General features: G+C 65.6%; 12 protein-coding genes and 1 pseudogene. 1 reads left to right on the forward strand and 12 read right to left on the reverse strand.

Annotated features, from left to right (window positions below):
• Positions 1 to 127: 127 nt before the first annotated feature.
• The 6 genes and pseudogenes from ACEN2S_RS08505 to ACEN2S_RS08530 all read right to left on the reverse strand — a co-directional run bounded on the left by ACEN2S_RS08505 (position 128) and on the right by ACEN2S_RS08530 (position 6403).
• On the reverse strand, positions 128 to 808 hold the full coding sequence (locus ACEN2S_RS08505) for an aspartate/glutamate racemase family protein (RefSeq protein WP_441864968.1): 681 nt from the start codon (positions 806 to 808) through the stop codon (positions 128 to 130).
• A complete protein-coding gene (locus ACEN2S_RS08510; protein ID WP_441864970.1) occupies positions 784 to 1737 on the reverse strand; it encodes a hypothetical protein in 954 nt (317 codons plus the stop codon). Before ACEN2S_RS08510 ends, ACEN2S_RS08505 begins: the two co-directional genes overlap by 25 nt.
• Positions 1734 to 3062, reverse strand: a complete 1329-nt coding sequence (locus ACEN2S_RS08515) for a TRAP transporter large permease (protein ID WP_441865497.1) — start codon at positions 3060 to 3062, stop codon at positions 1734 to 1736. The genes ACEN2S_RS08510 and ACEN2S_RS08515 overlap by 4 nt, the downstream gene beginning before the upstream one ends.
• Positions 3063 to 3200: 138 nt before the next feature.
• A pseudogene (locus ACEN2S_RS08520) lies at positions 3201 to 3644 on the reverse strand (TRAP transporter small permease); the annotation flags it as partial.
• A gap of 101 nt (positions 3645 to 3745) precedes the next feature.
• Positions 3746 to 4720: a TRAP transporter substrate-binding protein gene (locus ACEN2S_RS08525; RefSeq protein ID WP_441864972.1), complete on the reverse strand. Its 975-nt coding sequence runs from the start codon at positions 4718 to 4720 to the stop codon at positions 3746 to 3748.
• A 420-nt stretch (positions 4721 to 5140) separates the two neighbouring features.
• Positions 5141 to 6403 carry an NAD(P)/FAD-dependent oxidoreductase gene (locus tag ACEN2S_RS08530; RefSeq protein WP_441864974.1) on the reverse strand — a complete coding sequence of 421 codons (1263 nt, stop codon included), beginning with the start codon at positions 6401 to 6403 and terminating at the stop codon, positions 5141 to 5143.
• Positions 6404 to 6649: 246 nt separating this feature from the next.
• On the opposite strand from ACEN2S_RS08530, the gene ACEN2S_RS08535 reads away from it, so the two are divergent.
• Entirely contained in the window at positions 6650 to 7561 is a 912-nt protein-coding gene (locus tag ACEN2S_RS08535) for a LysR substrate-binding domain-containing protein (protein WP_441864976.1), read from the forward strand.
• Positions 7562 to 7720: 159 nt separating this feature from the next.
• Here ACEN2S_RS08535 and ACEN2S_RS08540 read toward each other — a convergent pair whose 3' ends face one another.
• From ACEN2S_RS08540 to ACEN2S_RS08565, 6 genes are all read right to left on the reverse strand, one after another.
• The gene (locus ACEN2S_RS08540; protein WP_441864979.1) at positions 7721 to 9133 is read right to left on the reverse strand and encodes an FAD-binding oxidoreductase; all 1413 of its coding nucleotides are present in this window, start codon (positions 9131 to 9133) and stop codon (positions 7721 to 7723) included.
• Positions 9130 to 10272, reverse strand: coding sequence for a pyridoxal phosphate-dependent aminotransferase (locus ACEN2S_RS08545; protein ID WP_441864982.1), 1143 nt, complete (start codon positions 10270 to 10272; stop codon positions 9130 to 9132). The genes ACEN2S_RS08540 and ACEN2S_RS08545 overlap by 4 nt, the downstream gene beginning before the upstream one ends.
• 270 nt (positions 10273 to 10542) lie before the next feature.
• Positions 10543 to 11298, reverse strand: a complete 756-nt coding sequence (locus ACEN2S_RS08550; protein WP_441865500.1) for an amino acid ABC transporter ATP-binding protein — start codon at positions 11296 to 11298, stop codon at positions 10543 to 10545.
• A 94-nt stretch (positions 11299 to 11392) separates the two neighbouring features.
• Positions 11393 to 12052: an amino acid ABC transporter permease gene (locus tag ACEN2S_RS08555; protein ID WP_441864985.1), complete on the reverse strand. Its 660-nt coding sequence runs from the start codon at positions 12050 to 12052 to the stop codon at positions 11393 to 11395.
• Between the two features lie 10 nt (positions 12053 to 12062).
• Positions 12063 to 12716: an amino acid ABC transporter permease gene (locus tag ACEN2S_RS08560; protein ID WP_441864988.1), complete on the reverse strand. Its 654-nt coding sequence runs from the start codon at positions 12714 to 12716 to the stop codon at positions 12063 to 12065.
• 71 nt (positions 12717 to 12787) lie between these two features.
• Complete coding sequence (locus ACEN2S_RS08565) at positions 12788 to 13609, reverse strand: transporter substrate-binding domain-containing protein (RefSeq protein WP_441864991.1); 822 nt, start codon at positions 13607 to 13609, stop codon at positions 12788 to 12790.
• Between the last annotated feature and the right edge of the window lie 3 nt (positions 13610 to 13612).

Below are 13612 nucleotides of genomic sequence, written 5' to 3' on the forward strand. Positions count from 1 at the left end.
CTGTTCCGGTCTGACGCCCACCCGTTGCAGAACGGGTGGGCGGTGCCGAAATTTCGCCCCCCCTGGACAGAAGGGCCCCCCTCACGCGGGCCACCAACCGCAGCCGCGCTAGACCGGACGCCGCCGCTCAGAGGTCCAGCAGCCGCGCGGCATCGAGGATCGAAAACACCGGGCGCCCGACGGCCCTGCGCACCGCGGCGGCATAGGGGGGCAGGTTGCCGCATTCCAGAACGAGTGCGCCGATCTCCGGATGCGCGGCCACCAGCCCGCGTGCCGCCCGGGTGACCGCCGCTTCGATCTCGCCCGGATCAAGTCTCTGCCGCTGCAGCTCTTTGGCCGTGAGAAATGTCTCGGCAAAGGCGGCCTCATGCTCCAGCCCGGCGATGCGCACCGCCTCGGCGGTGCAGCCCGCCGCCTGCAGCGCGGCCGTGCCAAGGCTTGGGCGTGAAGCGGTGAGAATGCCCACCGGGCGATTGCCCGTCATGAGGCGCACCAACGGCACCAGCGCCAGCCCCGAGAGCACCACTGGAATGCGGACCGCCGCCGCGATTTCGGCCTGCACGGTGATCAGGAAACCGCAGGTTGAGGTGAGCATCACCGCCCCCTCGCGCTCCAGCGCCTGCGCGGCGGCGATGAAAGCGGCAACCAAAGCGGGCGCGGGGCGGCCATCGCGCACAATGTCGGGGCTGCCCGCGCCCGCGACCACGCGGATGCGGGCGGGCAGATGGTAGCTGTCAGGATGGCCCGCATCGCCCGGAATGCGCGGGAAGCGGGTGTCCAGGCTCAGGATTCCGATGAAGGCAGACATGGTGTGCGGTGTCCGTCGAGAAGGGAGAAAACCAAAGGGGTGACGTAGATCGGGATTTGCGACACTCCGACGAACAGGCTGAACGTCGGGTCATGCGGCAGCGCGGCCAGCAGGACCGAGAGATTGCGGTTGCCCATCAGCAGGCCGCCTGCACCCGCCGTGGCGCGATCGGTGACCATGCGCATCCCCTGCCGGAGCAGCAGATTGCTGCCGATGTTCAGCACCAGCGCCAGCAGGGCCAGCGCCAGCGCCCGGGCGGGATCGGCCTGAACCTGCGCGAGGACGCCGTCCAGCAAGGGGAACAGAAAGGTCAGCATCACCAGCGCCGCGATACCGTCGAAGACCGGGGCGTTGCGCGCGATGCGGGCCGGGCCGGTGGTCCGCCGGATCAAGCTGCCCAGCAGCAGGCCGCCGAAGAGCATTGCCGATACTTTGAGGGCGATCTCTTGCGGATCAAGCAAGGGGCTGCCGCCGACCAGCCAGAGCGTCGCAGGCACCATCAGCGGCGAGAGAAAAGTACCAGTCAGCGTGACCAGCAGCGCCAGACGCGCGTCATAGCCGAGCATCAGCGCGATATTGGGCGCGGAACTCAGCGGCGGGGCAGCCGCAAAACCCGCCAGAATGAGGAGAAATCCGGGCGCCAGGCCAAGCCCCAGGCCAAAGCTGTGCAACCCAAGCCCCGCGAGGGGCTGGAACAGCAGGATCGCCGCCAGAATGGGCAAGAGCACGCGCGGCGTGGCCAGCGCCGACAGGATCTCGGACAGATCGAGCCGCGCCACGGCCAGCGCCAGCAGCAAGGCCACCAGCACCGGCAGCGCCGGGGTCAATGCGCCCTCTGTCCCGGGCAGGAAGGGCACGACAATGAGCCCCCCCAACAGGACCGTGCGGGCGTTCAGGCCCACCCAGGCCAGCCCGTCGCGCAAGATCACGGCGCGGCCTGTTTCAGGACCTCGGGCAGCCAGGTGGCCAGACCCGGAAAGGCGATCAGCACCGCCACCATCAGCACCATGATCAGGAACATCGGCAGCGCGGTGCGCGCGATATAGCCCATGTCATGCTTGGTCATCCCCTGCAGCACAAAGAGGTTGAACCCCACCGGCGGCGTGATCTGCGCCATCTCGACCACCACCACGATGAAAATGCCAAACCAGATCAGATCGATCCCCGCCGCGCGGATCATCGGCTCGATGATCGCCATGGTCAGCACCACCGCCGAGATCCCGTCGAGGAACATCCCGATGACGATATAGAAGACCGTCAGCGCCGCGATCAGCGCGATCGGCGACAGGTTCATCGAGCCGATCCACTCCGCCAGCGCGCGCGGCACCCCGGTAAAGCCCATCGACAGCGTCAGGAAGCTGGCCCCCATCAGGATCAGCGCGATCATCGCCGAGGTGCGGGTGGCGCCCAGCAGGCTCTCGGTGAAGCTTTTGCGCGAGAGCGAGCCTTGCCCCAGCGCCAGCACGATGGACCCGACGACGCCAAAGGCCGCGGCCTCGGTCGCGGTGGCAATGCCGGAATACATCGAGCCGATGACCATCACGATCAGCGCGATCACCGGCAGCAGCAGCACCGAGTTTTTCAGCGCGCGGACAAAGCCGATTTTCGGCTCGGGCGGCGGCGCCTCCTTTGGGCGCAGCACCGACCAGAGGGCGATATAGGCCATGAACATGCCTGCGAGCACCAGGCCCGGAAACACCCCGGCCATGAACAGGCTGGTGATGCTTTCGCGGACGCTGACGCCGTAAACGATCAGGGTCAGCGAGGGCGGGATCATCAGGCCGAGCGTTGCCGCCCCGGCAAGGGTGCCGATGATCATGAACTCCGGATAGCCGCGTTTGCGCAACTCAGGAATCGACATCTTGCCCACCGTGGTCAGCGTGGCCGCGGACGAGCCGGAGACGGCGGCGAAAACGGTGCAGCCCACGACATTGGTGTGCAACAGCCCGCCGGGAAACCGCGCGAGCCAGGGCGCCAGCCCTTTGAACATGTCCTCGGACAGGCGGGTGCGATAGAGGATCTCGCCCATCCAGATGAACAGCGGCAGCGAGGTCAGCGTCCAGCTGGAAGCGCTCGTCCAGATGGTGATCGACATCGAGCTGCCGGGGTTGCGCGAGGTGAATCCGATCATCCCGATATAGGCCACCCCCATCAGCGCCAGCCCCACCCAGAGGCCGGAGCCCAGCAAGAAGAACATCACGAAGAGGAAAATGCCAATCTTCAGCCCGGTCGCATCGCGGTCAAAGCCGGTCATCAGATGCACCGCGCCGTAGATCACCAGCAAAAACGCCCCGAACAGCGCGAGGCGGAATTTGCGATGGGCAAAGATGTCGCGCAGCGGCGATTGCGCCGGGCTGTCAACGCCGAGACTGTTGGTAAAGAGCACCTGCCGCAGGTTGTCGAGCAAGGCGATGGCCAGCACCGTGGCCCCGACCGCCATCGGAATTTGTGGAATCCACAGCGGCGTGCCGTCTTGCCCCTGCGAGACATCGTTCAGCTTGTGGCTGAGCCAGGGGGTGCGCAGCGCATACCAGGCAAAGAAGACCCCCACGACCGAGGCCACCGTATAGCACCAGATTTCGGCCCCGCGGCGCCAGGTGCCGCTGCGCTCAACAAACAGGCTGACGCGGATATGTTCGTTCCGGGTGAAGGCATAGCCCAGCCCGAGGAACGAGGCCGAGGCCATGGCATACCCGGCATAGGCCGCGCCACCGGGCAACAACAGGCCCAGCCAGCGGGCCACCATTTGCGCAATGACAAGACCGAGGATTGCCAACAGGGCGAGGGCCGCCCCATAGCCGGTCATTTTGTAGAGCGTGTCGAGGGCAAATCTCATGGTCAGCTTTCTGTGGCGGCGCGCAGAAAGACGCGACGGGAAGGGGGAGGAATGGGCATGCCAAGGCAAGGCCCCCGCGGTCGCTGCGGGGGCCAGGGACCTTACTGTGCTTTATAGGCGTCGATGATCGCCTTGCCGTCATCACCTGTCGCGGCAAGCCATTCGGTCGTCATCGTGGCGCCGATCGCCGACAGGTCGGCGGCCAGCGTTTCGGAGGGCATCCCGATGCTCATGCCATTGTCGCCCAGCGTTTTGACAAAGCCATCGGCGAGCGAGGCGGCCACTTCCGTGCCACGGGTTTGCGCGACCTCTGCGGATTTGGTCACGCAGTCCTGCACCTCATCGGGCAGCGCGGCCATGGCTTCGGTGTTCACGAAGACTGTGTTGCGCGGGAGCCAGGCTTTCACATCGTAAAAGTGGCTCATGTCCTCCCAGACCTTCTCGTCGACACCGGTCGAGCCGGAGGAAATCATCGATTCAACAACGCCGGTGGCCAGCGCCTGCTTCAGCTCGGCCGCTTCGATCTGCGTCGGCACCATGCCCGACAGCTCGGCCACGCGGGCGGTGGTGGCATTGTAGGCGCGGAACTTGACGCCTTTCATATCAGCGACGCTGTTCACTTCCTTGTCGAAATACATCCCCTGCGCCGGCCAGGGCACCGAATAGAGCAAGGTCACGCCCTGCGCCGCGAGAACCTTCGCCAACACCGGTTTCGCCGCATCGCGCAGCTTGTCCGAGGCCTCGAACGAGCTGGCAAGGAAGGGGATCGAGTCATAGGCAAAGATCGGGTTTTCATTGGCATGCGCCGAGAGCAGCCGCTCGCCGATCTGCGCTTCGCCCAGTTGCACGGCGCGTTTGATCTCATCGCCTTTGAACAGCGAACCGCCCGGATGCACGGTGATCTCCAGCGCGCCGTTCGAGCAGGTTTTCACGTCATTGGCAAAAGCCACGGCATTTTCGGTGTGATAATTGTTGGCCGGGTAGGCCACCGGCATATCCCAGGTTTCGGCGCAAACGGCACCCGCGGACAGGGTGCTGAGCAAGGCGACAAAGGAGACGGTTGTTTTCATGTGCATTCTCTCTGTTGGTGACGCGTTTGTACCCGGTGACGGGCAGTCTGGAGCATTTCATCGCCCTCTTGGACATTGATGCCAGATGGTCGGCTGGCCGCCTACCTTGGAATAATTGCGCATCCATGACAAAAAGTCATGCCGGAAGTACCTGTTTGGCCCTGCGGCCCGCTCGATACCCCGCATTATAGCCAAGGCTGTTGGCAAGAACAGCCCGGGACAGGACCATTGCGGCAAAGCCGAGGGTCCGCCGCTTTGTGGCCTTCTGCGGTCAGGGCCGACCCCAAACGCCTGTTAACCCGCGCGCGCGTGGTGATTATCCCGCGTCACCCGGATCAGGGCAAAGACCCGAAGCATGGATGCCGACGACCCTTCGGGATGAGCATTGGGGGGAGGGGGTGAAAGTGGGGAGCCACCGCGCGTTGGTCAGAAACGCGTTGCGGCAAAGGGGGCGATGTCGATGGCGGGGGGCCGGTCCGCGATCAGATCCGCCACGATCTCGGCGGTCATCGGCGCAGATGCCAGCCCGATATGCCCATGTCCGAAAGCATGGATGATCTGGCGGCAGCCGCTTGCGACGCAAATGACCGGGCGACCATCCGGCGTCGAGGGGCGGTTCCCCTGCCAGCGGCTGACCTTGGCATCGGTTTCGGGCCGGTCCAGCGCGGGCCAGGCGCGTTTCAGATGACCGAGCAAGATATCGGCCCGCCGCCAGTCGGGCGCGGCATCTGCCGAGGCCAGCTCGACCTGACCCGAGGCGCGCAGACCCGTCTCGGTCAGGACATTGGCCATCTTGCCATCCTGCGGCATCACCGGAATGGCGGGGCGCACCGCCGGATCCGCGATCTCCACATAATAGCCGCGCTCGCTTTCCAGTGAAATCCGGTCGCCCGCTGCACGGGCCAGGGCCTTCGAGCGGGCCCCGGAGGCAATCACCGCGCCGTCGCAGGCAAGGGCGCCCGCATCGGTTTCAACCGCGATCAACCTGCCGTTGCGCAGCGAAAAGCCGGTTGCGCGCGCCCGGTGCATGTCGGCCCCTTGCGCGACCGCCGCCGCCACCAGCGCCGCAACATAGCCACCGGGATTGGTGCAATGCGCGCCATCGGTCAGCAGGATGGCGAATTGATAGGCCTGCGACAGGTCGGGCAGCAGGGCATGCAGTTCAGTGCCGTCCAGTTCCTGCATGCGGACACCGAACCTGCGGCGCAATGCCCAGCTCGCGCTGTCATTCTCAAAGGCGGTTTTGTCGGCAAAGGCATAGATCAGCCCCTTTTGCACGATCAGTTCCGGGCGGCCGATGCCCTCCGCGAGGGCGCGATGTCTGGCCTGCGCCCCGGCCAGCAGCGCGGCCAGCGCCGCCGCCGTTTTCCCGACCCGGGCAGGGGTCCAGCCAGACAGCAAAAAACGCATGAGCCAGGGGGACAATCGCAGCAGATGCCGCCAGCGGATGGTCAGCGCGCCGGTCGGATCCAGCAGATAGCCGGGTACCTTTTTCCACAGACCGGGTATCGACATCGGGATGATTGATGCCGGGCTCAGAAAGGCACCATTGCCATGGCTGGCGGCCTGAATGCCGCCGGGCGTTGAGGGCTCAACGATTGTCACGCGATGACCGTCGCGCTGCAAGGCCAGCGCAACCGTTGCCCCGATCACGCCTGCGCCAATCACCACGATATGTTTCGCGTCCACTGCCATCTTCGTTTCGACCTCGCCGTCCAATGACGTTTTCGCATGGGCAGCCAACCATGTGACATCAGATCACACGCCCGCCTTATCAGGATGCATTTCCAGTGCGCCTGCCTGCGTCGCGTGACCGGTTTTCGTCGCGCCAAACCACTGCGTCGTCCGTCTTCGTACTCCTGACAGAGACCGGGGCGGCTGCGAACTCTTGAAATCCTCACTCCGGCATGACTTTTGGTCATGATGGAGGGCATGATGCGCAGATATTTACCGTCACTATCCGCTTTGCTGGCATTCGAATCCGCCGGACGGCACGCGAGTTTCACCAAGGCTGCGGAGGATCTGTCGATCACGCAGAGCGGGGTCAGCCGTCAGATCGGCAATCTGGAAGTGTTCCTCGGCACCCGGCTTTTTGAGCGCATCGGCTCCCGGATCGTGCTGACCGATGCGGGCAGCGCCTATCTGCAAGAGGTTTCCAAGTCTCTGGACCATATCGAGCAGGCGTCGATCGACACGGTGCGCGGGCGCAAACTGGACGAGGCGCTGATGGTCTGCGCGCATCCGACGCTGGCCACGCGCTGGCTCGCGCCAAGGCTGCAGGGCTTCATGACGGCGCATCCCGGGGTGATGATCGAAGTCACCACAGCCACGCAGGAGATCAATTTTGACACCACCAGGATCGACATGGCCATCTTGCGCGGCAGGGGCTCCTGGAAGGATGCGGTGTCCTATGAACTGTTCCCGGAGGAACTGGCGGTGGTGGCCGCGCCGAAACTGCTGCCCCGGGGCGTCGCTTTGCAGCATCTCGATTTTGATCAGATCCCGACGTTGCAGAATGCCAGCCGCGCCGATTTGTGGCTGACCTGGTTGCGGCGCACGGGATTGCCGCATTCCGGTGCGATCCGCGGGCCGCGGCTGCCGCACAGCGAAATGCTGATTTCGGCGGCGGTGTCCGGCCTCGGGCTTGCGGTGGTGCCGGTGCAATATGTCGAGGCAGAGCTGCGCCGTGGTGACCTGTGGTTGCCGTTCGGGCCGCCCGTCGCCAGCGAAGACAGCTATTGGCTGGTGCATTCCGAACGTGGCTCGGACCGTCCGGCGACGATGCAATTCAAGTCCTGGCTGCTGCGCCAGGCGCGAAAATCGCACAACAGACAGCCTCAGGGGTGACCAAAGCGCCTTGGTGCGGCGACGGCATCTAGGGGCTGCACCAGACGATTGCCCGCGCCCGGATGGGGGGGCGGGGGAACCACGCGTCCCCCGCATCCGGGCGCGGGAGCCAGCAGGCCCTGACGCGGCCCGGCTTTCGCGGCAGCCCTGCGGGCCTGTTCACGAGGAGAATATCGCCCCCGGATTCATCCGGCCCGCCGGGTCCATCGCCCGCCGCAGCCGCCGCATCAGATCCAGCGCAACGGGATCGGCCAGCGCCTCAAACTCCGCCCGCTTCAGCCGCCCGATGCCATGCTCGGCGCTCAGCGTGCCGCCGAGTTTCATCGCTTCTTGCGCAAGGATGACCGTCAGCGCATGCCAATGGCCGCGGAAGATGTCGGGGGCCATATCCTCGGGGCGCAGCAGATTGAAATGCACGTTGCCGTCGCCCAGATGTCCGAAGGGGACCGGACGGATGCCGGGCAGAAACCCCGAGACCGCGCGGGCGGTGTTTTCCATATAGGCGGGCACCTGACTGACGGGCACGGCCGTATCGCTTTTCAGGCAGCTTTTGTCCTCAATCAGCGCACCGGCGATCCCCTCGCGCAGATCCCAGAAGGCGGCGCGCTGGGTGTCATTCTGGCTGATCACCGCATCTTGCACGAGCGCGGCCTCAAAGGCTTCGGCCAGACCGTCCTCAAGGGCGGCCGCCAGATCATGGCGCATCGCCGGGGTTTCGGCCTCCATCAGCACGGCCCAGGGCGCCGGGGCCGCAAGCGGATAGCGGCAGCCCTCCAGCGCCAATGCCGCCGCAAGCGCGCCCTCGGACATCAGCTCGAACGCGGCGATGGTTTCGCCCAGATGCCGTGAGAGCAGGTGCAGCAACTGCAAGGCGGCGGTGGGGCTGTCCACCGCGACAAAGGCGGTGGCACGGTTGCGGGGGGCGGGCCGCAGCTTCAGGACGGCGCCGGTGATGATGCCCAAAGTCCCTTCGGCGCCGATGAACATCTGGCGCAGGTCATAGCCGGCCGTGTTCTTGCGCAGGGCGCGCATCCCGTCCCAGAGCGTGCCATCGGGCAGCACCACCTCCAGCCCCAGCACCTGATCGCGCGCCGTGCCATAGCGCAGCGCATTGTTGCCGCCCGCATTGGTCGAGAGATTGCCTCCGATCTGCGAGGAGCCGACGGCGCCGTGGAACAGGGGGAAATACAGGTCCGCCGCCTCTGCCGTGGCGCGGATCGTGCCCAGAACAGCCCCCGCATCCACGCTCATCGTGGCGCCTGCTGCATCGAGCGCGCGGATGCGGGTCATTCTGGACAGCGACAAGATCGCCGTGTGTTCCAGATCATGTGGTGCCGCCCCGCGGGTCAGGCCGGTCAGGCCGCCCTGCGGGATCACCGCGATGGCTTGGGCATGACACCAGCGCATCGCGGCCTGTACCTCGACGGTCGTGGCGGGACGCAGCACCATGCGCGGCAAGGTGGCGGGCGTGCCCAGCGGATCGTCCAGATAGCGCGCCATCTCGGCCGGATCGGTGATCAGCCCCTTGTCGCCCAATTGCGCCTGAAGTGCTTGTAGTGCCTGCATGGTCATGCCGCCACCGCCGCGATCAGTGCCGCCAGCAGCCGGTCGCTCTCGGCAGCATCGCCGATCGAGATGCGGATCGCGCCCTGGGTGTCGGGCCAGCCCAGATATTGCACGGCGATGCCCCCGGCCTGCAACGCCGCCACGATGGGCGCGGCGGGCTGGTGCAGCCGGACGGTCAGGAAATTGGCGAAACTCGGCAGGATCTGCGCGCAATGGGGGGCGAGGGCCGCGGCCAGACGCTGGCGTTCCTGCACCGTCCGCGCGATGGATTGCGCGACATGGGCATCGTCTTGCAACGCGGCGAGGGCCGCCGCGAGAGAGGGGCGGCTGACGTTGAAATTATGCCGCAGCCGCGCGAAACCCGCGGCCAGCCCGGGGTCGCTGACCAGGGCGTAACCGATGCGCAGCCCCGCAAGGCAATAGGCCTTGGAGAAGGTGCGGGTGATCACCCAGGGTCCCTTGCGCGCGGCCAGCATTGGCAGCACCGCATCGCCGCCCTCTTGTGCGGCAAATTCGTGATAGGCCTCGTCGATGACCAACAGACAGCTGTCGGGCACCTCGGCGATGGCCTGCGCCACATCGGCAGCGTTCAGGAGTCCGCCGGTGGGGTTGTTGGGCGTGCAGAGGTAGAAGAGCCGCGTGTCCGGGGTGAGCGCGGCCAGCATCGCGGGCACGTCATTGGCGCCATCCGCCCGCAGCGGCACGTTGATGATCCGCGCGCCCGCCATTTGCACGCCCTTGCCGCAGGTGGGGAACGTCGGGCTGGGCATCACCGCCGCATCGCCCGCGCTCAGCGCGACGAGGGCAGATTGCACCAGCAATTCGCCGCTGCCGTTGCCCAGAACGATCCGGTCGCGCGCAACCCCGGTACGGGCCGTGATTTCGGTGGTCAGCGCAAGCGCATGATGGTCGGGGTAACGATGCGCGGCCTCCAGCGCCGCCTGTGCCGCCGCCAGTGCCTTTGGCGACGGTGGCGTGGCGGATTCGTTCAGGTTCAGCCGGGTGACGGACGCGGCAGGTGCGCCGTTTTCCTCGGGCATCATCGGCAAGGCCGGAAAGGCGATGGCGGCGATATGGGGCACTGGAATCGGATGCGGGGTGGCCAGCGGGGCAGCAGCAGGGGACGGAAGCGTGGTTTGGGTCATGGCTCATCTCGCTTGGGGGCCGGACAGGCGGGGGCAGGGCCACCCGTCGCGACGGGTGGTCTCAGATCGGGCGGGCGGGGGCACGGGGGCCGGGTCATGCGGGCCGGGTCGGAGGGCCCGGGTCAGAGGGGGCGGGTCAGAGGGGCCGGGTGGGAGGCGGCGGTTCACCCGGTCCTGGTCAGACGGCCTGGCGCATATGGGCCCGGTCGCCTGCGTCTGTCGCAGGCTGGGGCAACAGAGCGCAGGTGGTGCCCGTGGGGGCGCGGGCGCTCAGACGACATTCCGCTCTCGGTAGGTTTGCAAGAAGCTGCGGATGCGCGGATCTGCCGGTGCTTCGCAAAAGATCTCGGCGGGCGGCAGGCAGGCCACGAGCCGCCCCTTTTCCAAAAAGGCCACCCGGTCCGCCGCATGGGCGGCAAAACCCATTTCATGCGTCACCACCACCATCGTCATGCCTTCGGCGGCCAGTTGCTTCATCACATTCAGCACCTCGCCCACCAGTTCGGGGTCCAGCGCCGAGGTCGGCTCATCAAAGAGCATCACATCGGGTTCCATGGCAATGGCGCGGGCGATGGCCACACGCTGTTGCTGACCGCCCGAGAGGCCCGAGGGATAATTGGCCACCTTGTCGCCAAGGTTCACCTTTTCCAATGCCGCCCGGGCCCGGGCCTGCGCCTCTGCTTTCGGCAGCTTGCGCACCCGGATCAGGGCCTCGGCGACATTGTCGAGGGCGGACATATGCGGCCAGAGGTTGAACTGCTGAAACACCATCCCGATGTGGTGGCGCTGCTCACGCAGGGCCGCTGCGGGCAGCGGTTTGCGCGGCAGGCCCGGCGCATCTTGCCAGCCGATCAGGTTGCCGTTCATCCGCACCTCGCCCGCGTCATATTCCTCAAGGAAGTTCAGGCAGCGCAGCAGCGTGCTTTTGCCCGAGCCCGAAGGGCCGATCAGGCACAGCACCTCGGAGCGGCGCACATCAAGCGAGACGTCCGTCAGCGCCTGAAACGTGCCAAAGGTCTTGGACATGTTGCGCACGGTGATGATCGGTTCCTGCGCTTCAGGCGGGGCAGGGCGGATTGAGACAGGGCTGGTCATGGCCATGATCCTTTCAAAGGCGGGTTCAGGCGCGTTTCAGATGGCGCATCGCGCGGGCTTCGACCTTCTTGCCGAGGCCCGAGGTCAGGACGACAAGCAGCCAATAGAAGAGCGACAGCACGAGGAAGGGTTCGACATAGGTGAAGGTTTCCGCCGCCATCGTCTGCGTCTGATAGAGCAGTTCCGGCACCGTCACGACCGAGAGGATCGCGGTTTCCTTGGTCAGGATGATCACGAAATTGGTCAACGGCGCGGTGATCAGCACCAGAGTTTGCGGCAGGATGATCCGGCGCATGATGGTGGCCTCGGAAAAGCCCATGCAGCGCGCGGCCTCGATCTGGCCTTTCGGGATCGCGTTGAAGCCAGAGCGGAAGATCTCGGCGAAATAGGGGCTGCCGTAGATGATGAAGCTGGTGATCCCGGCCTGAACCGGTGTCAGGAGAAGCCCGACATTGGGGCCACCGTAGTAGAGAATGAAGAGCTGGATCATGAAGGGCGTGCCGCGGATCAGCTCGATATAGGTCTGCAAGACCGCGCGCAGCGGTCGCCCCGCCCAGCGGTAAAGGCAGGCGATGGCAAAGCCCAGCACCGCGCCGCCGAGAGAACCGACGATCCAGCACAGGATGGTGACGCCGAACCCGTGCAAGAGCGCGGGGCCGTAGCGCAGGAAAAGATCGAATTCCATGGCGGTCTCCTCAGCGCAGTTGCAGGCGGCGCTCGGCCAGACGGCCCAGCTGCGCGATGGCGAAATTGATCACGAAATACAGTGCCGCCGCCGCCAGATAGATTTCGAGCGGGCGGTAGGTCTGGCCGGTGATGTTCTGCGCCACGCGCGTCAGCTCTCCGATGCCCACCACCGAGGCCAGCGAGGAGACCTTGACCAGCAGGATCAGCTCATTGATCAGCGAGGGCATGCCGAGGCGCAGCGCCTGCGGCACGAGAATGCGGCGCCAGAGCGAGAGCGGCGGCATCCCCAGCGCATGGGCGGCCTCGGTCTGTCCGGCGGGAATGGTCTGCAAGGCACCGCGCAGGATTTCAGCGGTATAGGCCGCCGAGCAGAGCCCCACCGACAGGATCGCGGCCAGAATGGCGGGCAGATCCAGCCCGATATGGGGCAGCATGTAAAAGAACATCAGCAATTGCACCAAGAGCGGCACGCCCCGGAAAAAGCTGATGTAGACCGCAGCACCCCGGCTGAGCAGGTCGCTTTTCGAGATCCGGGCGGCGCAGATGAACACGCCCAGCACGATGCTGATCGCCATTCCGGCAAGCGAGATCAAGATGGTCCATTTCGCCGCGCCGAGGAGATAGGGCAGGTTGTGGAGAATGGTGTCAAAAGAGAAATTCACGGTTCAGGCCCCTGAATGCGTATCATGAGGGCGGGCCCGGCCGGACGCCGGACCCGCCTGAAACAGGGGCCTTATTTCACGTCCGGCATGGTCGAGGGCAGCTCCGGTGCCGCGCCCAGCCATTTCTTGTTGATCGCATCCAGACGGCCATCGGCGTGCATTTTCAGCAAAGCCTCGTTGATCGCGGCCACCAGAGTTGCGCTGTCATCGCCCGGCTGCGCCACCCAGCCGAAATATTTCGGGTCGCCAAAGGGCGGCATCACCAGCTCGAACAATTCGGGGCGCTCGATCGCGGCATAGCCCATGAGCGGCATCGAATTGGCCACCGCCTTGATCCGGCCCGCCGCCAGATCGGCCAGCGCCTCGTCGATGTTCACATATTCACGCACATCTGCCGGGGTCGCCAGCGAGGCCGAGAGCGCCTTGAGCTGCTCGAGCTGCGCCGAGCCCTTTTGCGAGCCGACCGGCATTCCGGCGATGTCTTCCGGCTTGGAAATCGCGCTGTCGCCCGCCCGTTTCGCCAGCGCAACGGTGGCATTGCCGATGGGCAGGGTAAAGCTGTAGCGCGCCATCCGCTCGGCGGTGATCGTCACCGGGGCGTTGACGATGTCGAACTTGCCCGCCTCCAGGCCCGGCAGGATCGAGGCCCAGGGCAGGTCGATATATTCGGCCTTCACGCCCAGTTCCTTGGCCACCTCGTCAAAGAGGTCGCGGCCGATGCCCTGATATTCCCCGTCCACCAGCATGTCGAAGGGGGCATAGTGCATTTCGGTGGCCGCCGTGATCGTGCCCTTGGCCTTGATGTCGGCCAATTGGTCCGCCAGTGCCGGGGCGGTCAGCCCCAGCCCCAGCAACACGGCCATGGCGGTGCCCTTCACGTTAAGATTGGTCATGGT

This window comes from Phaeovulum sp. W22_SRMD_FR3 (assembly GCF_052113705.1).
GTDB lineage: Bacteria > Pseudomonadota > Alphaproteobacteria > Rhodobacterales > Rhodobacteraceae > JBGQOG01.

Excerpts from the sequence above, each read along its gene's own strand:
- ACEN2S_RS08505 (WP_441864968.1), bottom strand. The coding sequence starts at position 808 with ATGTCTGCCTTCATCGGAATCCTGAGCCTGGACACCCGCTTCCCGCGC.
- ACEN2S_RS08515 (WP_441865497.1), bottom strand. The coding sequence starts at position 3,062 with ATGACCGGCTTTGACCGCGATGCGACCGGGCTGAAGATTGGCATTTTC.
- ACEN2S_RS08525 (WP_441864972.1), bottom strand. The coding sequence starts at position 4,720 with ATGCACATGAAAACAACCGTCTCCTTTGTCGCCTTGCTCAGCACCCTG.
- ACEN2S_RS08535 (WP_441864976.1), top strand. The coding sequence starts at position 6,650 with ATGCGCAGATATTTACCGTCACTATCCGCTTTGCTGGCATTCGAATCC.
- ACEN2S_RS08540 (WP_441864979.1), bottom strand. The coding sequence starts at position 9,133 with ATGACCATGCAGGCACTACAAGCACTTCAGGCGCAATTGGGCGACAAG.
- ACEN2S_RS08545 (WP_441864982.1), bottom strand. The coding sequence starts at position 10,272 with ATGACCCAAACCACGCTTCCGTCCCCTGCTGCTGCCCCGCTGGCCACC.
- ACEN2S_RS08550 (WP_441865500.1), bottom strand. The coding sequence starts at position 11,298 with ATGTCCAAGACCTTTGGCACGTTTCAGGCGCTGACGGACGTCTCGCTT.
- ACEN2S_RS08555 (WP_441864985.1), bottom strand. The coding sequence starts at position 12,052 with ATGGAATTCGATCTTTTCCTGCGCTACGGCCCCGCGCTCTTGCACGGG.
- ACEN2S_RS08565 (WP_441864991.1), bottom strand. The coding sequence starts at position 13,609 with ATGACCAATCTTAACGTGAAGGGCACCGCCATGGCCGTGTTGCTGGGG.